The sequence below is a fragment of the Limnobacter sp. UBA7229 genome (genome assembly GCF_002473065.1).
GTDB classification, from domain to species: domain Bacteria; phylum Pseudomonadota; class Gammaproteobacteria; order Burkholderiales; family Burkholderiaceae_B; genus Limnobacter; species Limnobacter profundi.
In genome coordinates this window covers 82410-101562 of record NZ_DKTN01000022.1, presented here as the reverse complement: position 1 = coordinate 101562, position 19153 = coordinate 82410, and the positions used below count along the sequence as shown (strand labels likewise).

General features: G+C 53.3%; 18 protein-coding genes. 11 read left to right on the top strand and 7 right to left on the bottom strand.

The features are described from left to right. Positions 1-135: 135 nt before the first annotated feature. Both B4C79_RS12240 and B4C79_RS12235 read left to right on the top strand, forming a co-directional pair. Positions 136-468: a BON domain-containing protein gene (locus B4C79_RS12240; RefSeq protein WP_105028971.1), complete on the top strand. Its 333-nt coding sequence runs from the start codon at positions 136-138 to the stop codon at positions 466-468. A 73-nt stretch (positions 469-541) separates the two neighbouring features. Beyond that, positions 542-967: a response regulator gene (locus tag B4C79_RS12235; RefSeq protein WP_105028972.1), complete on the top strand. Its 426-nt coding sequence runs from the start codon at positions 542-544 to the stop codon at positions 965-967. A gap of 13 nt (positions 968-980) precedes the next feature. Here B4C79_RS12235 and hmpA read toward each other — a convergent pair whose 3' ends face one another. Then, complete coding sequence (gene hmpA, locus B4C79_RS12230; RefSeq protein ID WP_291741036.1) at positions 981-2123, bottom strand: NO-inducible flavohemoprotein; 1143 nt, start codon at positions 2121-2123, stop codon at positions 981-983. Positions 2124-2350: 227 nt separating this feature from the next. On the opposite strand from hmpA, the gene norR reads away from it, so the two are divergent. Next, positions 2351-3919 (top strand): nitric oxide reductase transcriptional regulator NorR, encoded by a 1569-nt coding sequence (gene norR, locus B4C79_RS12225; RefSeq protein ID WP_291752144.1) that lies wholly within the window; start codon positions 2351-2353, stop codon positions 3917-3919. On the opposite strand, the gene cphA is transcribed toward norR, so the two are convergent. Continuing rightward, entirely contained in the window at positions 3916-6528 is a 2613-nt protein-coding gene (gene cphA, locus B4C79_RS12220) for a cyanophycin synthetase (RefSeq protein WP_291741752.1), read from the bottom strand. The genes norR and cphA overlap by 4 nt on opposite strands. 35 nt (positions 6529-6563) lie before the next feature. After that, positions 6564-8756, bottom strand: coding sequence for a cyanophycin synthetase family protein (locus tag B4C79_RS12215; protein ID WP_291741750.1), 2193 nt, complete (start codon positions 8754-8756; stop codon positions 6564-6566). A 168-nt stretch (positions 8757-8924) separates the two neighbouring features. Between B4C79_RS12215 and B4C79_RS12210 the strand changes: the two genes are divergently transcribed. Together B4C79_RS12210 and B4C79_RS12205 are read left to right on the top strand one after the other, a co-directional pair. Beyond that, a complete protein-coding gene (locus B4C79_RS12210; protein ID WP_105029862.1) occupies positions 8925-11048 on the top strand; it encodes an ABC transporter ATP-binding protein in 2124 nt (707 codons plus the stop codon). Further along, a complete protein-coding gene (locus tag B4C79_RS12205) occupies positions 11041-11508 on the top strand; it encodes a DUF1854 domain-containing protein (RefSeq protein ID WP_291741746.1) in 468 nt (155 codons plus the stop codon). Before B4C79_RS12210 ends, B4C79_RS12205 begins: the two co-directional genes overlap by 8 nt. Positions 11509-11624: 116 nt before the next feature. On the opposite strand, the gene flhC is transcribed toward B4C79_RS12205, so the two are convergent. Continuing rightward, positions 11625-12191, bottom strand: a complete 567-nt coding sequence (gene flhC, locus B4C79_RS12200; protein ID WP_168426962.1) for a flagellar transcriptional regulator FlhC — start codon at positions 12189-12191, stop codon at positions 11625-11627. 56 nt (positions 12192-12247) lie between these two features. Then, positions 12248-12565: a flagellar transcriptional regulator FlhD gene (gene flhD, locus B4C79_RS12195; RefSeq protein ID WP_240605703.1), complete on the bottom strand. Its 318-nt coding sequence runs from the start codon at positions 12563-12565 to the stop codon at positions 12248-12250. Between the two features lie 194 nt (positions 12566-12759). On the opposite strand from flhD, the gene B4C79_RS12190 reads away from it, so the two are divergent. Next, the gene (locus B4C79_RS12190; protein WP_171098883.1) at positions 12760-13638 is read left to right on the top strand and encodes an alpha/beta fold hydrolase; all 879 of its coding nucleotides are present in this window, start codon (positions 12760-12762) and stop codon (positions 13636-13638) included. Here the strand turns inward: B4C79_RS12190 and B4C79_RS12185 are convergent. Continuing rightward, the gene (locus B4C79_RS12185) at positions 13622-15049 is read right to left on the bottom strand and encodes an amidase (protein ID WP_291740811.1); all 1428 of its coding nucleotides are present in this window, start codon (positions 15047-15049) and stop codon (positions 13622-13624) included. The two genes, B4C79_RS12190 and B4C79_RS12185, sit on opposite strands and share 17 nt — an antisense overlap. A 55-nt stretch (positions 15050-15104) precedes the next feature. Between B4C79_RS12185 and B4C79_RS12180 the strand changes: the two genes are divergently transcribed. From B4C79_RS12180 to B4C79_RS12160, 5 genes are all read left to right on the top strand, one after another. Next, positions 15105-15536, top strand: a complete 432-nt coding sequence (locus tag B4C79_RS12180) for a YchJ family protein (RefSeq protein ID WP_291740809.1) — start codon at positions 15105-15107, stop codon at positions 15534-15536. Positions 15537-15668: 132 nt separating this feature from the next. Continuing rightward, positions 15669-16142, top strand: coding sequence for an Hsp20 family protein (locus B4C79_RS12175; protein ID WP_105028981.1), 474 nt, complete (start codon positions 15669-15671; stop codon positions 16140-16142). Positions 16143-16239: 97 nt separating this feature from the next. Beyond that, positions 16240-16941, top strand: a complete 702-nt coding sequence (locus tag B4C79_RS12170; RefSeq protein WP_291740806.1) for a 5-oxoprolinase subunit B family protein — start codon at positions 16240-16242, stop codon at positions 16939-16941. Continuing rightward, a complete protein-coding gene (locus B4C79_RS12165; RefSeq protein WP_291740805.1) occupies positions 16934-17908 on the top strand; it encodes a biotin-dependent carboxyltransferase family protein in 975 nt (324 codons plus the stop codon). The genes B4C79_RS12170 and B4C79_RS12165 overlap by 8 nt, the downstream gene beginning before the upstream one ends. Continuing rightward, positions 17898-18632, top strand: coding sequence for a LamB/YcsF family protein (locus B4C79_RS12160; protein WP_171098889.1), 735 nt, complete (start codon positions 17898-17900; stop codon positions 18630-18632). Before B4C79_RS12165 ends, B4C79_RS12160 begins: the two co-directional genes overlap by 11 nt. Here the strand turns inward: B4C79_RS12160 and B4C79_RS12155 are convergent, their stop codons facing one another. Then, positions 18633-19076 carry a YkgJ family cysteine cluster protein gene (locus B4C79_RS12155; protein ID WP_171098891.1) on the bottom strand — a complete coding sequence of 148 codons (444 nt, stop codon included), beginning with the start codon at positions 19074-19076 and terminating at the stop codon, positions 18633-18635. Positions 19077-19153 lie beyond the last annotated feature (77 nt).

Genomic DNA, 19153 nt, shown 5'->3' with positions numbered 1-19153 from the left:
AAGCGAATCGTCTTTGTCGGACAGATCAACGTTTGGACACTCCGTAGTATTGAACGCATGAAGCTTGATCAATACATACCTTTGATCTCGATTTCTTGTCAGTAGTCAGTTCAATAACCTTGAAGGAGTACAACCATGAAAAAATTGATCACTCAAACCTTGATCGCCTCTGGTGTTGCGTTGTCTGCGTTGAGCCCTGTGTACGCAGCCGAGCAGGGGAAGGAACCCATGAAAGCAGTGGGACAGTATGTGGATGACGCCACCATTACCACCAAGGTGAAGGCCAAACATGCAGAGGACGAAACCGTGAGCGCCTTGCGTGTGAATGTGGAAACCAAGCAAGGTGTAGTGGTGCTGTCGGGCGAGGCCAGAACTGAAGCAGAGGTTGAGCGTGCCGAGGTGTTGGCCAAGCAGGTGGAAGGCGTGAAAGCCGTTTCCAACAAGATTGAATTGAAGCCCAAGTCATAAGCTCAGATTGAGCCGACTTTAACCCAGTGCCCTGCTGGCCCTCGTGCTGGCGGGGCGTTGCAGGTGTCTGCCCATGAAACAGAATTGTACAAATTCATTGCCTTTGCGTGTGTTGCTGGTGGAAGACTCGATTGAATTGCAGGCGATGCTACAGGCCATGTTGAGCGAAATTCCCAGTGTTGAGGTTATTGCCAGTGTGGAGTCTGAAAACGATGCCTTGGCGGTGATGAGGGATGATCACACCGATTTGGCAATTGTGGACCTGGAATTGCGGTCTGGTACTGGCTTGGGTGTGCTGAAAAACCTGCACGACAGCCTGGATGGGAACAACAGACGAATTGGCGTTGTGGTTTTTTCCAACTATTCAAATTTGATAATTCGACACCGTTGTTTAAGCTTGGGCGCGAAGGCCTTTTTTGACAAATCGTTTCAAATTGATGAGTTGCTTGAGTTTGTGCAGAAACAAGCCTCGGGCCATGCCAAAGGCTTGTCAGTCTGATTGTTGAATGGCTTTAAATGGCTTGTGCAGGCCCAAAAAACTCAAAATGCTGACGCTCGGCAGGTACGCCCAGCTTGCCCAGCATGTTCTTCACTGCGCCCATAAAGCCAACTGGGCCCAAAAAGTAAACCTGTGCATTGTTGGGCAGGTTTTTCGCAATGGTTTGGGGGTTGAGTAAACCATCCTGATTTTCATAAATGTACTCGGCAGTGATGTTGCTGTGCTGGGTACTTAATTGCTCGGTCAAGTTCTTGAAAGAGTGTTGCGCTGCATTCTTGCAGGCATGAATAAATCGTATCTCGCGTTGGCCTGCGGCTGCTTTCAGCATGGCGATGGCGGGGGTCAGCCCAACACCAGCAGTAATTAGCACCAAGGGGTCTTTGCTGTCATCGAGTACAAACTCACCGCAGGGTGGGCTTAGTTGTACTGTGTCGCCCACGGCCAGGTGCTTGTGCAAATGGTTGGAGACCACGCCGCCTTCTTCACGCTTGACCGAGATTCGATAGTGTTGCCCGTTGGGTGCGTCTGACAGGGAATAGTTGCGCATGACCGTTGTGCCATTCACGTTCAGGTGCAGGGTGATGTATTGCCCCGGCTTGAAAGCCATGATCTCTTTGCCATCCAAAGGTTTCAGATAAAAAGAAGTGACCAGTTCGCTTTCTTGCTCTTTTTCGGCAATTGTGAAAGCACGTTGCCCCTCCCACCCTCCGGTGGACATGGCTTGTTTGGCATACAGATTTGCTTCGGCGTTGATCAAAATATCGGCGAGCTGGCCATAAGCCGCCGCCCAGGCGTCGATAATTTCAGGTGTGGCCGCGGCGCCCAATACTTCCTTCATCGCTTGCAGCAGGCATTCGCCCACAATCGGGTAGTGCTCGGCCTTGACACCCAGGGCTACGTGCTTGTTGACGATGAGGGTAACCGCGTTCATCAACACGGCAGGGTTGTCGATGTGTTTGGCGTAGGCCAGAACTGCATTGGCCAGGGCGCGGGGTTGAGTGCCCTTTTGCTGGTGTGCGGGATTAAAAAAGGTGGCAGTAACAGGGTATTTACTGAACATCAGTTTGTAGAAGTGCGTGGTCAATGCCTCGCCACCCTGTTCAAGTGCGGGAATGGTTGCCTTGATCCACTGTTTCTGTTCTGTGCTGACTGACATGCTGTGTTTCCTTTCTGTTCGATTGTAAACTGACTCATGATTCTCAGTGACAAACACTATCAAGATGCATGCCAACCCATTGTCTGTTAATAAGTTATTGAAAATAAAAGTTAATAAGAAATATGATTTTGTTAAATATTTCAAATCATTGTTTGATCAACAGCGATTTGATATTGTGATTAAAACAATGGTTGTTAAATTAACAATTAAGGTATCAAACCGTGGAAATGTCCAGTTTTGTGTTGGCAGTGATTGAAGACCTGGGCGCAGACCTTGATCCATCAACCCGCTATATGCGCTATGTCAATTCCCTGGCTGCAGCATTGCCCGGCAACGCATGTGCCTTGCTGAGAAAGGAAGGCTCGGCCTTGAGGCCACTGGCTGTTCGTGGTTTGACTCCCGACAGCCTTGGGCGCCGCTTTGAATTGAATGAGCATCCACGTTTGAATGCGATTGTGACTTACCGGGGGGTGACGCATTTCCCGAACAAGTCCACCTTGCCCGACCCTTATGATGGATTGCTTGAAGGCGTGCACGCCGGGGATTTGAATGTGCACGACTGTATGGGTTGCGCCCTGCATGTGAATGGCAGATTGTGGGGTGCCATTACATTGGACTCATTGAAGGCCGGTGTTTTTGATGTGAAAGTTGAACGCGCCATGGCCATGTTTGCACGTTTGGGCGAGGCGGTTGTGCATGTGGCTGAACTGACTGAAAAAACTGAGCGACATTCGAACTCTTTGTCGCTGGGGCAGGGTGAGGGCAATGGTTTGAATGCTCTGGAAGGTGTTCAGCTGTCTCGCCGTGAAATGATCGGGGACAGCATGCCCATTCGTGAACTGAAACATGAAATTTTGACTGTTGCCAACAGTCAACTGGCGGTTCTGATTCACGGAGAAACTGGTGTGGGCAAAGAATTGGTGGCCCAAGCTTTGCACGCCATGTCCAGCCGGGCCAGTTTACCCTTGGTGGTGATTAATTGCGCGGCACTGCCAGATCAATTGATTGAAAGCGAATTGTTTGGCCACGTTAAAGGCGCATTTTCTGGTGCAGAGCGCGATCGCCAAGGCAAGTTTGAATTGGCCGACGGTGGTACTTTGTTTCTGGATGAAGTGGGAGAACTGAGCGCATCGGCACAGGCCAAGCTGTTGCGGGTTTTACAAAGCGGACAGGTGCAACGCGTGGGCAGTGACAGGGAGCATCGCGTAGATGTGCGTATTGTGGCAGCCAGCAATCGCGATTTGTCGGTTGAAGTGAAAGCAGGGCGGTTCAGGGCTGATTTGTATCACCGTTTGTGTGCCTACCCTTTGCACATTCCGCCACTTCGCGAACGCGGAGACGATGTGGTGTTGCTGGCTGGCTATTTTCTGGAGCAGAACCGCAGCCGTTTGGGCTTGCGAAACCTTCGCTTGGGGCGGGGGTGCGAGGCTGCCCTGAAGCGCTACAGCTGGCCGGGCAATGTGCGGGAATTGGAACACACTTTGGGGCGAGCCGCATTGAAAGCGCGCCGGGATGAACCAGGCCCCATGGTGACTGTAGAACTAGAGCACTTGGACCTTGTGAGTGAAGCAGGGCACACACATGCCCTGACTGCCCAAGGCCTTGCAACAATTCCGAATGCGGGAATGGTCACCCCGACAGAAGGCATGCCTTACCGGGATGCTGTGGATGCTTTTTCCAGGGCCCTGGTACAGCAGGTGCTGGATAACACGGATGGAAATCGAGCCGCAGCTGCAAGGCAGCTTGGGCTTGATTCCGGTAACTTTCACCGCATGCTCAAGCGGCTTGGCCTTTAAGCAGATACCCGTGCGGGCTCGCCTGTGGTGTTTTCCTGCAGGTATTGCAATGCTTCATTGACCTGGTCGATCAAGACCAACACCAAGTGGTCTGGGCCTGTTTCGTCCAGCGCCATTTGAATGGCCTTGAATTCACCGCGTACTTCGACCACGGATGGTTTTTTGTCGCCGGAGGCAAGTGCTATGCCCTGTTGAAGCAGTGCCAGCGTTTCACCATCTGGGCGGCCACGCTGGCAGGCGTCTTCATACAAAATAATGTGATCAAAAAACCCACCCACCAAACGACCTTGCTCGGTGATGTCCTGATCGCGGCGATCGCCTGCGGCGCTGATCACCACGGTGCGCCGAACGGCCGGGATGTTTTTAAGCGTGTTGACCAGTGTCGACACTGCATCGGGGTTGTGGCCGTAATCGGCAATCACAGAGCCCCCTTTGTGCTTGAAGAAGTTAAAGCGGCCGGGCACCGTGTCGGGAGTAGACTGAAAGCTCCCGAGCGCGGCACGAATGGTGTTGAATGGCACGTTCAGGCCCAAGGCGGCGGCCATAGCACACATCACGTTTTGCACCTGAAAGGTAAATAAACCATTGTTGGTCAGCGGTACATCCATCAGGTCAATGGTTTTTTCCATGTCGTCGTAGCTGATGTTGATAACGCGGCCATCGTGAATAATCACAGGGCGACCTTTGGCTTTGTGCGCGGCCACAATCGGGTTGTCTGGGTTGCTGGTGAAAAACAGCACGCGTCCTGGGGTCAGCTTGGCCATGTTGGCGGCATGCCGGTCATCTGCATTCAGCACGGCCAAACCGTTGGGGGCCACGTTTTGAACCAGCACGCTTTTTAGCAAGGCCAGGTCTTCAACGCTGTCAATGAAGTTCAGGCCCAGGTGGTCGCCCTCGCCAATATTGGTGACAATCCCCACATCGCACATGTCAAAGCCCAAGCCCTCACGCAGCATGCCACCACGCGCACATTCAAGTACGGCAGCGTCGGCCTCGGGGTGCACCAGCACCTTGTGTGCGCTTTTCGGCCCACTGCAGTCGCCTGTGTCGATCAGGTGCCCATTCACCACCACGCCTTCAGTGCCGGTAAAGCCAACGCGCAAATTGTGGTAACGAAGAATTTGCTCGATCAGGCGAACCGTGGTGGTTTTGCCGTTGGTGCCTGTGACTGCTACCACTGGAATGCGGCCGTTTTCATCTTTCTTGAACATCAGGTCGATCACGGCTGCGCCCACATCGCGCCCCTTGCCAATCGATGGCTCCAAGTGCATTCGCAAGCCCGGTGCAGCGTTCAATTCAACAATGCCGCCACCTTGCGATTCAAGTGATTCGTCTACGCGCTCACACACCACGTCGACACCGCAAACCTCAATACCAATTTGCTGTGCGGCCTGAATCACCATTTCTGCCATGGCAGGGTGAACGTTGTCGGTCACATCGGTGGCGCTGCCGCCGGTGCTCAGGTTTGCGTTGTTGCGAAGTACTACCCGCACGCCTTGTTCAGGCACCGATTCAGCTGTAAAGCCCTGTTTCTTGATTCGTGCAATGGCAATTTCATCCAGGCGAAGTTTGCTCAATGCACTGCCGTGACCCTCGCCACGCAAGGGGTTGCGGTTTTCAATTTCGACCAGCTGGGCAATGGTGTGCACGCCGTCCCCAACCACAGAAGGAGGTTCGCGGCGTGCGGCCGCCACCAGTTTGTCGCCCACCACCAGGAAGCGATAATCGTGGCCGGGAATGAACTCCTCGACGATGGGCACGCCACTGCCGTATTTTTTTGCAGCGTCAAAGGCAACCCGCAAGTGCTCTTCGTCCACAATATTGACAGTTACGCCTTTGCCTTGATTGCCGTCGCTGGGTTTGATCACAACACCTTTGTTGGTGGCCTTTGTTAGTTCACGAAAGGCTTCCAGGGCTTCTTCAAATGTTTTCACCAGTTTGCCGCGGGGTGTGGGAATTCCGGCTGCGGACAAAATGGTTTTAGTCAGGTCTTTGTCCTGGGCTATTTCTTCAGAAATGGCGCAGGTTGTGTCGGTTTCTGCAGCCTGAATTCGGCGCGCTTTTGAACCCCAGCCCAGTTGCACAAGGCTGCCCTGAGTAAGGCGGCGAATGGGAATGCCGCGGCGCAGGGCAGCATTTACTATCGAGCCAGTGCTTGGCCCAAGTTTGCAGTCTTCATAAATTTCTTTCAGGCGTTCAATCGCTGAATTGGCATCGAAATCGTCGCCTGCCAGCGCAGCCAGAATAAGTTGGTGCGCTTCTTCAAATGCCGCACGGGCCAAATCTTCTTCTTCGTACTGCACCACCACCCGGAAGTAGCCGGTGGTGATGTTGTCGGCCACATGGGCGAAGGTAACTTGTGACCCTGCCTCAACCTGAAAACGCAAAGCTGCGCGGCTTAATATATGCGCCAAAGCAATGTTGCTTTGCTCGAACCCGGTGGCCCGTAGCGAGCCGATGCCGGGCAGGGCGCTGCGAACACGCATTTCTATGTTGGCAAAGCGGTCGTAAAGGCGCTCATTTTCCTCGCAAAACACCAAGGCTTCCATGCTGGTGTTTTTGCTCCACAAATTGGGGCCGCGCAGGGCGCGAATGCGTTCAATTTTCATAATTCATCAACCTGTTGAGTGCATCAGCATTGGGTTTAATAGCGCTGCCGAAGATCGGCGCGCAGCAGGTGGTGTGGCACATCCATTGCCCAACCAGCGGCTGCAAGTGCCAGTGTTTTTGTAAGGCTCACTGGGGGCTGTTTCAGCGGAATCGGGCTGCGTTGCTCTGCCTCGGCCCGGCTACCCATGAAGTGAATGCTTTCACCTTGGTACACCACAGCCATCCCTCCGTTTTTCACATGTTCCGCAACAATGGGGTTGTCTGCGGTGCTGCTGATCCAGATCACCTTTCCATCGCACAGGTCTTTCAATGGCAGCAAGCTGACTTCGTCTGCGTTTACAACTGCGTGGCCGCTGCCCAGTACAAGGTCTACAACCGTGCGCATCACATTGAAGTGCTGCTCTTTGGTCAGAATATCCCATTCATCCAGCCCATCCATAGCACCGAGACTGGTGATGACTGCCAAGCTGGCACGGTCGTAAGGCAGGCCTTCCGACAAAATGGTGCTGGCCTTAACCTGCATCACCAAGGTGTCCAGGTTTTTGTTGATCAGGCAGTTGCGGCCCGATTGCCAGTTCGCTGAAGGGGCTTTGTTGATGGTGCGGCCATTCATGAGCAGGCCTTGGTCGCAGGCCAGGCCCACTTTGTGTCCCTGGTCTTCAAGAATTTCTGTGAGTTCAGGGCCAAAACCTTCTATTTCAAGGCCGCCCGAGTAAGAAATGGTAGGAATCCGGCCGTTGGCGTCACCTGGGAACAGCGATTCGATGATCGGTTTGCCCACGTTGCGGGCCTGGCCTTTCGCCGGCTTGATGTGCATAAGCAAGCCGGGTCCAGCATTGACTTCAACCACCGCCAGCGATTGCCCCTTGGGCGATTGGTCAATGTGCTCGCATACCAGGTCGATGCCCGCCACATCCAGGCCCACCACGCGGGCAGCCATACAGCACAAGCGTGCAATTTCGGGGTGAATCAAATCAGTGACGTCTTCGGATGCGTTGCTGTTGCGCTCGATCAACACTTTCACGCCATCGCCTATTACAGAGCTTGCTGTGTATCCCTGACGTTGTACTTCAAGAAATACAGCCGGGTTTTTTTCCACATTGACCGGACGCAAAGGGAAAATTTCAGATTCACCACGGCGCGGGTCGGTGTTGATTTGCTGGTTGCAAAGTTCTTGCAGGGTCGACTTTCCATCGCCCACCACATGAACCAATTCACCACGCGATACGGCAGCCACTTGGTAATTCACGACAAGAACACGGTGTTCGGTTCCGCGAATGAATTTTTCAACAATAACGCCGGTGTAACTTTCTTTGTCCGCAAGTGGCCATGCAGTTTTTACATCTTCTTCTTTGGTCAGCTCAAGTGAAACGCCGCGCCCCCAGTTGCCATCGACTGGCTTCACAACCACGGGCACGCCGATATCCTGTGCAATTTCCCAAGCGTGCTCGGGGCTCTTGGCCATTTCCCCCTCAGGAACGGGTACGCCACATTGCGCCAACAGCTCCTTGCACAGGTCTTTGTCGGCGGCAATGCCTTCGGCAATGGCTGAAGTTTTGGATGTTTCGGCAGTCCAGATTCGCTGCTGCTTGTTGCTGTGGCCCAGTTGAACCAGATTGCCGTCGTTCAGGCGAACAATCGGAATGCGACGCTCGTAAGCCGCATCCAGAATATGTTGTGTGCTGGGCCCCAAGCCATGCATGTCGCAGTGGTGCTTGATCACTTTCAGCTCGGCCTGTAGATCGTACTCCGCACCTTCGATTGCAGAGTGCAACAAACGCACACCCGCCTCCAGGCAAGCCATGCCAACGACCGGGTCGGGGGTGCGAAACACCATTTTGTACACGCCTTCCTTGCTGGTCATCCGGGCTTTACCAAACCCCACTTCAAGGCCAGCCTGCGTGTGCAGTTCAATCACGATGTGTTCGAGCATGTGGGCCGCGTAGGTGCCTTCGCGAACCCGCAAGAGGAATCCTCCCGGTTCACCAATTCCACAGCGATGGTCAACCAAACCGGGTAACAAAGCCGTTAATCGCTCGTAAAATCCTGGCAACAGGTTGGAAGGAAATTGTTCCAGTTCTTGAATATCCACCAACGCTTCAATGCAACTTCGATAGGTCCAGATATTCGGGCCGTCAAGCCACATGGTTCGGAGTATTACAAGGCGTTTTTGCGTCATAAGCTGAGTGTCGGCAGGTTTGTTTTCGAGGATTGGATTTTCGATCAATGTTAACTCCGTGTCGCTGGAAATAGTGGTGTAACATCAGCGAATTCGCGAACTGAGGGGGTAATCTCATTGAAAATCGTTGGATTTTCACCGTCTGAAAACGAAGTACAACGCCTTTCAGAGGTTTGGGCCGCAAGTTCACCAACCCAAGCGGTGTTTGTGGCTGACATGAATACTCGGCGTGAGTTTTCTCGCAGCCTTGTAGCCTTTAACGCCCATGAATTAATTGTGGTAGACAAGGAATTACAGGTGCCTGTTTTCAAAGCACCTTTCTCAAGTATTGAGAAAATTTCCATGTCCGATCATTCCGGTCTTTCTACGGTCCTGATTCAGGTCGATTCCGGGCAGGTGTTTCGCTTCTATGCAAGCTTCAGTTTGCACCGTGCGCTCGAGGAATTTGTCGAGTTGCTTGAAACCGCCGTGCGCGAATTCGAGCAGGGCACAGCACACACTGCCCAAATTCAGCACCCGGTGCCGCGCTTGCTGGCCGATGAAGAATTGGATGAGGCCGGTTTCGAAGAACCAGTTTCCTCGCGTGCATTGTTGCGCCTGTGGCGCTTTGCTCACCCTTATCGCTGGCGTTTGTTCGCCGGGCTGATTCTGACATTGCTGTCAACTGCCGCAACGCTGGTGGCGCCTTATCTTTCAATGCCGCTGATGGACGAAGTGCTGATTCCATTCCAGAACGGCCAACCCATGAACACTGAACTGGCTACGTTTTATCTCAGTGGTTTGTTGATATCGGCTGTGGTTGCCGCAGGCTTGAGCTGGGCAAGAACCTACCTTTTGGCTTTGGTTTCCGAGCGTATCGGTTCGGATTTGCGTACCACCACATTCAATCATTTGATGAGTTTGTCGCTGGATTATTTCAGCGCGAAACGCACAGGCGATTTGATTGCGCGCGTGAGTGCGGAAACTGACCGAATCAATTTGTTCCTTTCACTGCATGCGCTCGATTTCATCACCGACGTGATCATGATCGTGATGACTGCCATCATTCTCATGAACATAGATTTCGAGCTGGCTTTGCTGACTTTGCTGCCTTTGCCAATCATCGCCTGGATGATTCACCTGGTTCGCGAAAAGCTGCGCACAGGTTTTGAGAAAGTTGACCGCGTTTGGGGTGAGGTTACGAATATTTTGACCGACACCATTCCGGGTATTCGAGTTGTAAAAGCCTTTGCACAAGAACGCAGGGAGTCGGATCGCTTTTTGAAGGCCAACACCCGCAACCTCGAGGTGAATGACCGCATCAACAAAACCTGGTCGCTGTTTGCGCCCACGGTCAGCCTGCTGACTGAGCTGGGTATCTTGGTGATTTGGGCCTCCGGTATTTGGATGATCATGAACAATGACATCACGGTGGGTGTGTTAACGGCTTTCCTCGCCTACATTGGCCGCTTTTACACGCGGCTTGATTCCATGAGCCGAATTGTGTCTGTCACCCAAAAAGCGGCAGCGGGCTCGAAAAGGATTTTCGATATTCTCGATTACAAGTCGTCAGTGCCAGAAGCCGAGAACCCTGTGCACATTGATCAGCTCAAAGGCGAGCTTGAATTGCGCAATGTGTCTTTCCGGTACGGAAGTCGTCAAGTGCTTGATGGTGTGAACTTGAAGGTGAAGCAGGGTGAAATGGTCGGTTTGGTGGGCCACAGTGGTTCTGGCAAGTCAACGTTGGTGAATTTATTGTGCCGTTTTTACGATGTAAGTGATGGCGAAGTGCTGGCCGATGGCATTGACATTCGTCAGATTGAAATGGCCAGCTACCGCAGAAACATCGGCCTGGTGTTGCAAGAGCCTTATTTGTTCTTCGGTACCATTGCTGAAAACATTGCCTACGGGCGCCCCGATGCCACCCGTGAAGAAATCATCGCGGCAGCGCGGCTTGCGCATGCTCACGAGTTTATTTTACGCCTCCAGCACGGTTATGACTCCCTGGTGGGCGAGCGTGGACAAAGCTTGTCCGGGGGCGAGCGGCAGCGAATTTCCATTGCGCGTGCCTTGTTGATCGATCCTAAAATTCTCATTCTTGACGAGGCCACCAGCTCGGTCGATTCGCAAACCGAGAAGGAAATTCAAAAGGCCTTGGACAACCTGGTGCAGGGAAGAACCACTATTGCGATTGCACATCGGCTTTCAACCTTGCGCAAAGCCGACCGCATTGTGGTGATGGACCGTGGCAAGGTGGTGGAAGAAGGCCCGCACGATGAATTGCTGGCGGCGAAATCACACTTCTGGCATTTGCACCAGGCCCAGGAAAAACTGAAGCAGGAGCAAGCCCAATATGACTGACTGGCGATTGTGTGAATCAACACAGGGCAAGCTGGCCTTGTACAAAGGTCATGAATTGGTGGCAGACCAGGTGATGCCAGTGCTGGCCTTTCCGTTCTCTGCACCTGACGAAAGCATTTCGATTGTGGATGAGTACAGCAAAGAATTGGCCTGGCTGGACCGGCTTGATCAATTGGATGCCGACTCGCAGGCCGTGGTGAAAAACTACCTGGCGGTGCGCGAATTCAGGCCCACAGTGCTTCAAATTACCTCGGTATCCACCTACTCCACACCAAGCATCTGGACCCTGGAAACTGACAAAGGACCCTGCAAGTTTGAGTTGCCCACAGATGAAAGCATTCGACGCTTGGGGGGTAGCCGGCTGGTGCTGACGCATGCCAATGGCATGCAGTTCATCATCGAAGACATGTTTGCGCTGGACGCCCGAAGCCGTCAAATTCTTGCCCGCTTCATGGCTTAAAAAAAACACCTGTGAGCAATCGCTGACAGGTGTTTAAAGTGTCCTTGTACTACGGACAGGGGAGAGAGACAAAAAACAAGCTACTGCTTGGTACAACGGCACTGCAATTCAATTCTTTAAGCGGTTTCGAGCATGCTTTCTTCATTGAAGAAGCGGGTGGCTGCGTCTTGCTTGGTTTTTCCTGCCCGTGAAGGCATGTTGCACAAACCGCACTCATAGTTACCTACTAGGTCATAGGTGTGCACCACAAAGTTCCCTTCGCAGGTTTTACAGGCCGTGGTGGTCAACATGCCAGCATCAAAAAACTTCACCAGGCGCCATGCGCGGGTTAGGGACAACACTTCGGGCAGGCCCAAGGCAGTGATCTGCTCGCGATAAAGCTTATAGGCCTTGACCAGGCATTCGCCGTCTTCAAGGTCGGTGTGCTTGATGCAAGTGGAGTAAAAATTCATGAACAGCGAACAGTGAATATTGGGTTGCCAGGTCATGAACCAGTCTGTGGAGAAGGGCAGCATGCCCTTGGGTGGCGATTTTTGCTTGATTTCCTTGTACAGGCGAATCAGGCGTTCACGCGACAATTGGGTTTCGCTTTCAAGAACCTGCAAGCGGGCGTCCAGCTTGATCAAGTCAGAAGCAAGTTTGATCTGCACGGCCTCAGCCATCAAAGATTTAATCTTGGACATGTTTGTTCTCCAGCGCACCCGCAGGTGCATGAACCACGGTTGTTTTCTAAGTGCGCTTAAGCTGCAATTTGGGCGCTGCGGCCAGCCATCAAAATGGCAGCATGCATGCCTGAAATTGCGCGTTCTTTTCCGTGGTCGCAGAGGAGTTTCCACACGGCAGGGTCCTCGAACCGAATGCTGCACATGGGCACGTCGTTTGCTGCAATGCGCAAAACCTGTGCGGTGGTCAGTTGGTCCAGCAGGTCGGCTGTGTTTTCATCAATACCCAGGCGAATGATGGCCTCGGCTTTGTCTTCGTTGATGAGTTGTTTGGCCAGAAGCAGGTAAGATAAATTGGCTTCGCGAATTTGTTCCAGTAGTTCATTTGCTTTCATTTTGAACATCCTCCTATTCAAATCAAGCAATCTTTTTCAGAAGGTTTCGACGCTTCCCACAGACATCGATCCCAGTGAATGTATTGTTGATGAACCGCGAAAAAAACTAAGCCATCCAATTGCTGTAAGCGAGATCAGCGAGCAGCCATTGAGCATGTAAGAAGAAACCAGACAACGAGACAGGTGAAACAACAATGAGCAATGCGTTTATGAACTGGCTGTGCCGCAAACTGATCGACTCAAAATGCAAACAAATGGGCTTGATCAAAAGCAGCCTCAATACCGTAGACGGGCGCACCGCGTATTTCAAAGGCGGACAGGGGCCCGACATGGTGTTGGTGCACGGCTTTGGCGCCAACAAGGAAAACTGGCTGGCACTGGCCCCGCGTCTGATGCGCCATTACACCGTGTGGATTCCAGACCTGATTGGTTTTGGCGAATCTGACCGCCCCAGCAACGCCCGTTTTAATATTGCGGAGCAGGCTGATCGGGTGGTGCGTTGGCTGGATGCGGTGGGCGTTAAGAATTTCCATGTCATGGGCAACTCCATGGGCGGCTATTTGGCAGGTGCCTTGGCCGCCAACTTTGAAAACCGGGTTCTCAGCGCTTGTTTGTTAAACCCCGCTGGGGTGAAAGGTGCCGAGCACACCGCCATCGGGCGTGCGTTTGCCGACGAAGGAAAAATTATCCTTGCACCCACCAATTTTGAAGAATACGAGAAGGTGGTCAATCTTTGTTTCAATGGCAAGGCGCCGCCCATGCCTGGTTTCATGCGCAAGTATTTTGGTCGTATGTCGATCAAGAACAAGGCACTGCTCGACCGGGTATTCATGGAATTCGTGAACCCGGATGCCAATGTTAGTTTGAACGAGATGGTGGAGAAAACCACTGTGCCGTTGATGGTGGTGTGGGGCGATTCAGACCAGTTGGTTCACCCCAGCGGCCTGGCTGTGTTGAAACAGGCTCAACCCGCGATTGTCGATTTAATGCTTGAAAACACAGGCCACTGCCCCATGGTCGACCGGGCCTCTCTGGTTTACAAAGCGCACCTGGAATTCATGCCAGCATCTTGAATGGTTGGGCTTGCTCAATTTCAAGGGCAAGCTCAATCAGCCTGAATTCATGCCCCATGGCCGCGGCAAAATGTACCCCGACGGGGATACCTTCAGCCGTGTGGTGCATAGGCAGGCTGATGGCTGGCGCCCCTGCCACGTTTTGAGCAGCTGTGAATGATGCAAAGTTAACAAGCCTTTCCCGTGCTTGCTCAAAAGGCAGATCAAGTGCCAGGTAACCTAGCGGCGGTGCGGGCTGGCCCAGTGTGGGGCTCAGCAGCACATCCAGGTCGGCAAATGCCGTGGCGTATTGCGCTTCAAACTGATAAAGCCTGCGCAAAGCGAACGGAAATTTCAGCAGGTTGCGCGTGAAATGTTTGGCCAAACCGTGGGTGAGTGGTTCAAGCTTTCCGGTGTCCATGTGCCGATCAATTGCCAGTTTGCCCAAGTGTGAAATGGATGCGGCCAGCATGCCCCAGTACAGCAAGAAATCGTCAGCAAACTGGGCGCTGATGGGGACCTTGATTTCCTGCACTTCGTGGCCCAACTCCTCGCACAGGGCAGCAGCTTTATGCACCGCTTCCACACAAGCGGTATCTGTTTCATCGCCAGAAATTTTCTGGGTGAACATGCCAATTTTCAGGCGCTTGCGGCCAGGGGTGGTGATGTGGCCCAGTGGTGGCAGTGTCGGGTTTTTGTAATGCTCTTCAGCCAGGGCGAAAAACGCCGCAGTGTCCCGCACGCTGCGCGACACAATCCCGTCGCTGACAATATTGATGGGCAGGCTTTTCGCCATTTCATTCATGGCCAAACGCCCGCGGCTGGGTTTCAAACCCACCAGCCCGCAACATGCAGCGGGAATGCGAATGGAGCCACCGCCGTCGTTTGCATGGGCAATTGGAACCACACCCGCTGCCACCAAAGCAGCCGAACCGCCCGAAGAACCCCCTGTGCTGTGCCCAATGTTCCATGGGTTGTGTGCTGGCTCGGCTTTGCTGTACTCGGTGGTGGCGGTAAGCCCGAACTCGGGCAGCTTTGTTTTACCCAGCAGCACCACGCCTGTGTCGATAATCTGCTGTGCCACGGCGCTGGTGTGCTTTCTCGCCGTGTCGGGCATGGCGGCTGAACCGTGCCGAGTGGGTAAGCCTTGCAAATCCAGGTTGTCTTTCAAAAAGCCCGGTATGCCCTGAAACGCCCTGAAGTTGCCTACGTCGTCGTAAAAACGGGCTTGCGCCAATGCCGCTTCCTCTTGAAGGCACGCGGTGGCATGCAGTTCGGGGTTCACCAATTCAAGTCGTTGGTACGCGGCTTGAACCAATGCAGTTGCGCTGGTTTCGCCGCGTTGAAGTTGCCCCGCCAGGGCCACTGCATCGTGATGGCCCAAGGCATCGGCATGATTAAACGCATGCACTCGTGTAGGCTTAATTGTCATTGTTGGTGGTCATTGTTGTTGGTCTAAGGCTGGCTGTCTCTGGCTTCAGTCTAAAATGAAAAATCTGCCTGTTTCATTGCTTTTGTTCCACATGGTCCAAAAAAATAAAATACAGCCTTGCCCTTGCGGCAACGGCGTTTATCAAGCCTGCTGCCAACCGTTTCATCTTCACACTGGGTTGGCACCCACGGCCGAAGCGCTCATGCGCTCACGCTACAGCGCCTACGCCTTGGGTTTAAGTGACTATGTGTTGTCAACCTGGCACATCAGCACGCGCCCCAAGCAGCTCGATTTGCAGCAGGAACTTGCACAAGGCAAATGGCTGGGCTTGAATGTGAAAGGGCACTGGCCACTGGGCAACAAAGCCGAAGTAGAGTTTGTGGCTCGTTACAAACCCAACAATGGGCCCGCCAGTCGCCGGCATGAGCGCAGCCGTTTTGTGCAGGAAAACGGGCATTGGTATTACGTAGACGGCGATCTGTTTTGACCTGAAAAAATTGCAAAGAAAGCACTTGAAATTTTCAGGGTTGGTTCATAAATCAGGAATGTGGGAAATGTCTCCAAGAGAGTTTCCGCACATTTTGAATAACTGATTTTTTGCTTCTCAGGAGAATGAATCATGGCAACAATCGACCTTACCCCTTTGTACCGCAGCACCATTGGTTTTGACCGAATGGCCAGCATTCTGGACGCCGCAATGCGTGCAGACACTTCAACTGGTTACCCTCCTTACAACATCGAGGCGCTGGAAGAAAACCGTTACCAAATCAGTGTGGCCGTCGCGGGTTTCGAGGAAAAAGAGCTCGAACTGGAAGTCGAGCGTGGCGTGCTAACCGTGCGTGGCCGCAAAGCGGATGAAGAGGGCAAACAGTACCTGCACAAAGGCATTGCATTTCGCAGTTTTGAGCGCAAATTCAACCTGGCCGACTACGTGCAAGTGGAAGGTGCCAACCTGAAAAATGGCTTGTTGGTGGTCGAGTTGCGCAAGGTAATTCCTGAGCAAATGAAAGCACGTCGAATTCCGATTGGTGAATCGGGTCTTCGAACCATCGAGGCAGGCGAGGCAAATCAGGACAGACAAGCCGCCGCCTAAACGTGTAAAGTGATTCGCGCATCGCAAAAAAAGCAGCCCTTGGCTGCTTTTTTTGTGTTTAAACTGAACCCCTCGCTTCTTGACACGTTGAGCATCCATGCCCAGGGCTTACTTTGTTTCCGATCGTGCCATTCAGATAGACTGGGCCACAGATAGCTCTGCGACCGAGAATTACATGCCCGCCACGGAATTGGCGGTGTTTCGTCAAGAGTTAATCCAGTCCATTCAAGCTCTGGCTTGGCCAGCTTGTCAGTGCGTGCAGGCGGATCAATCAATTACCGTGTTGTTTGCGAGTCCAATACTTGCCGCCGGGAAACATGAAATATTGCTTGATCAACTCCACCAAATACTCGGCCAATTCGGGAAAGCCACATTGCTTGCAAACACCCCAGGCTGCCACCACCACATTGTTGTGAACTACGGTGGCGTTGCCGGGCAAGACCTTGCCTGGCTGGCCGGGCAAACCGGGTTAAGCCCGACTGAGGTGATTGACCTGCATTGCAGCGCCATTTATACCGTTCAATTTTTGGGCTTTCTGCCCGGCTTTGCTTACCTCACAGGTTTACCCAAACCGCTTCATTTCTCGCGTCGGGAAACGCCGCGCTCACGGGTGCCGGCGGGTACATTGGCCATCGCTGCCCATTACTGCGCGGTGTACCCCTGGGAAAGTCCAGGCGGTTGGCATTTGTTGGGGCATGTTGAGCAGGTGCTTTTTGATCCTGAACGCACCGATCAGCAGGGGCAGTCCCTTTTCAAGGCCGGTGACACGGTTCAATTCATTCGGGCTGATTATGCTTAAAGTGGTCAGGGCTCAAGGGCAGGGCATTGTCAGCGACCTGGGGCGTTGGGGCTACCAGCATGAGGGTGTACCGATCGGGGGCGTGCTGGATACTTTTTCGTTCAGCCTGGCCAACCTTGCCTTGGGCAACCAGGCCAATGCGGCTTGCCTGGAGCTGATGGGTCAATTCGATTTTGTATGCGCCAAGCCATGCCTTGTTTTGTTTGCAAACCGGGGTGCGCATGCCTTGTTAAACAACAAACCAGTGTTGTGTGGTCAGGTTTTGGGTTTGCAGGAGGGTGATGTGTTGCGCACCCAGCCCCCAGGCCTGGGTTTCTGGAATGTGCTTTGTGTGCAAGGTGGTGTGGATGTGCCCGAAATGATGGGTTCCCGCAGTACCTGCCTTGTCGCTGGTTTTGGGGGGCTACAAGGCCGGGCCTTGCAAGTGGGTGATGAACTACATTTTGCCCGGAAATTCACCACCAGTATTCGGCATGGTGTTCGTTTGGCCATGCCCCTGGCCCGCACTGAACATTCAGCCTGCTTGGTGCTTCATGTTTTGCCTGGTCCGGAATTTTTTGAACTCAGCGAAAATTCGCAGCACCTGTTTACCCGTCAACACTTCAGCTTGGGCACCCAAAGCAGTCGAATGGGGTATCGGCTGGAGGCCCTTGAATCGCCTTTGTCACTGAAGCATGAGGTTTCTTTGCGTTCACATGCTGTGCACCCGGGTTTGGTGCAGTTGCCACCTAGCGGGCAGCCGGTTGTGCTGCTGTGTGAAGCCCAAGTTACTGGCGGTTACCCACGTATTGGCAGTGTATTGTCATGTGATCTCTGGAAATTGTCACAACTTGGGGGTGGGGAAAGCGTAAGCTGGGTATTGGTCAATGAACAGCAGGCGCAGCGTCTACAGGCCAGGCATGAACTCGACCGCAAACGCTACCAGCAGGCCATTGAATACAACAAGGCAACTACCCATGTGGATTAATGCAGATTTGGGCGAAGGTTGTGCCCACGACGAGACCCTGTTCAAGATTGTTGACTGGGCCAATATTGCCAGCGGCGGGCACGCTGGCGATGAACACAGCATTCGCCGGGCTTGCATGCTGGCGCTTGAACATGGCGTGCAGGTGGGCGCCCACCCCAGCTATCCGGACCGAGCCGGGTTCGGGCGTCAAAAGCCCGAAGGCTCAACTGCACAGTTGCTGGGTGAATTGAAACGGCAAATGGATTTTTTCGACAACATCGCCACGAAGTTGGGGTGTTGCCCTGCGCATTTCAAACCCCACGGGCAGTTGTACAACGATGCGGCCTTTCAAGCGGCCGAGGCCGAGCTACTCATCAATCTGGCCCATGCTTTTCCGCACCTGAAGCTGCTGGCTTTGGCCAATAGCCCCTTGGTGGCTTGGGCGCGTTCTGCTGGCATCGAGGTGATCGAAGAGGCCTTCCCGGACAGGGCTTACCTAAGCACCGGCGCGCTGGCACCTCGAAGCCAGCCTGGCGCTGTGCTTCATGATCCGGTTCAGGTCAAGGCACAGGCTGAATTGATTGTTCGGGGCGGGCCATTGCAGTGCCTGGATGGCTCAAGCCGCGTGGTCACGGCGCAAACCCTGTGTGTACACGGCGACAATGCACAGGCTTTGGACAATGCAAAGGCTGTTCGTGCTGCGCTTACCGAACACGATCAAGACACATTCAGTGGTGCAAGCTGATTAGCTGCCGGGTTTTATTTCAGGTGTAGGCAAAGTAATGTGGTCAGGCACACCAGCAACCGGTACAAAGCGCACATTCAATGGTGCCAGGCCGTGTTTGGCGCGAGCCTGGTTACAACGCGGGTTCAATTCACCTTGGGCGTCAAATACATCGTATTCGCGGCAGGGTGAGGGGCGGTTTTCGTAAATGGTGCAGCTGACTGACTCGCCAATATTGCCCGATAGTGCAATGCAACGTGGCTTGGTTTGCGAGCTGCCTTTCATGCAGCTGCGGTACAGGTTCATTTGCTCCGTCAGTTCAACCGGCACCACGCCGCCTTCGGCTGCCGTGGTTTCGCCCCAATAGAAGCTGATTCTGAACGTGGAACAACACACGCCGCAGCTTTGGCAAAGGGCTTCAACGCCTGCGCCGTCAACAACAATTGTGGTGGGGTTTGACTGCAATTTAACCTCGGGAAAAAACAGCCATGGGGGAGAGTTGCGCGAATATATTCCTGGCACAGGCGCAAAGCAAGCACTAT

Coding starts and splice junctions, on each gene's coding strand:
- B4C79_RS12185 (WP_291740811.1), bottom strand. CDS start 15,049: ATGACAATTAAGCCTACACGAGTGCATGCGTTTAATCATGCCGATGCC.
- flhC (WP_168426962.1), bottom strand. CDS start 12,191: ATGTCCAAGATTAAATCTTTGATGGCTGAGGCCGTGCAGATCAAACTT.
- cphA (WP_291741752.1), bottom strand. CDS start 6,528: ATGAAAATTGAACGCATTCGCGCCCTGCGCGGCCCCAATTTGTGGAGC.
- B4C79_RS12170 (WP_291740806.1), top strand. CDS start 16,240: ATGCCCAGGGCTTACTTTGTTTCCGATCGTGCCATTCAGATAGACTGG.
- B4C79_RS12175 (WP_105028981.1), top strand. CDS start 15,669: ATGGCAACAATCGACCTTACCCCTTTGTACCGCAGCACCATTGGTTTT.
- B4C79_RS12165 (WP_291740805.1), top strand. CDS start 16,934: ATGCTTAAAGTGGTCAGGGCTCAAGGGCAGGGCATTGTCAGCGACCTG.
- B4C79_RS12160 (WP_171098889.1), top strand. CDS start 17,898: ATGTGGATTAATGCAGATTTGGGCGAAGGTTGTGCCCACGACGAGACC.
- B4C79_RS12235 (WP_105028972.1), top strand. CDS start 542: ATGAAACAGAATTGTACAAATTCATTGCCTTTGCGTGTGTTGCTGGTG.
- flhD (WP_240605703.1), bottom strand. CDS start 12,565: ATGAAAGCAAATGAACTACTGGAACAAATTCGCGAAGCCAATTTATCT.
- B4C79_RS12190 (WP_171098883.1), top strand. CDS start 12,760: ATGAGCAATGCGTTTATGAACTGGCTGTGCCGCAAACTGATCGACTCA.
- B4C79_RS12205 (WP_291741746.1), top strand. CDS start 11,041: ATGACTGACTGGCGATTGTGTGAATCAACACAGGGCAAGCTGGCCTTG.
- B4C79_RS12180 (WP_291740809.1), top strand. CDS start 15,105: ATGAAAAATCTGCCTGTTTCATTGCTTTTGTTCCACATGGTCCAAAAA.
- norR (WP_291752144.1), top strand. CDS start 2,351: ATGTCCAGTTTTGTGTTGGCAGTGATTGAAGACCTGGGCGCAGACCTT.
- hmpA (WP_291741036.1), bottom strand. CDS start 2,123: ATGTCAGTCAGCACAGAACAGAAACAGTGGATCAAGGCAACCATTCCC.
- B4C79_RS12240 (WP_105028971.1), top strand. CDS start 136: ATGAAAAAATTGATCACTCAAACCTTGATCGCCTCTGGTGTTGCGTTG.
- B4C79_RS12210 (WP_105029862.1), top strand. CDS start 8,925: ATGAATACTCGGCGTGAGTTTTCTCGCAGCCTTGTAGCCTTTAACGCC.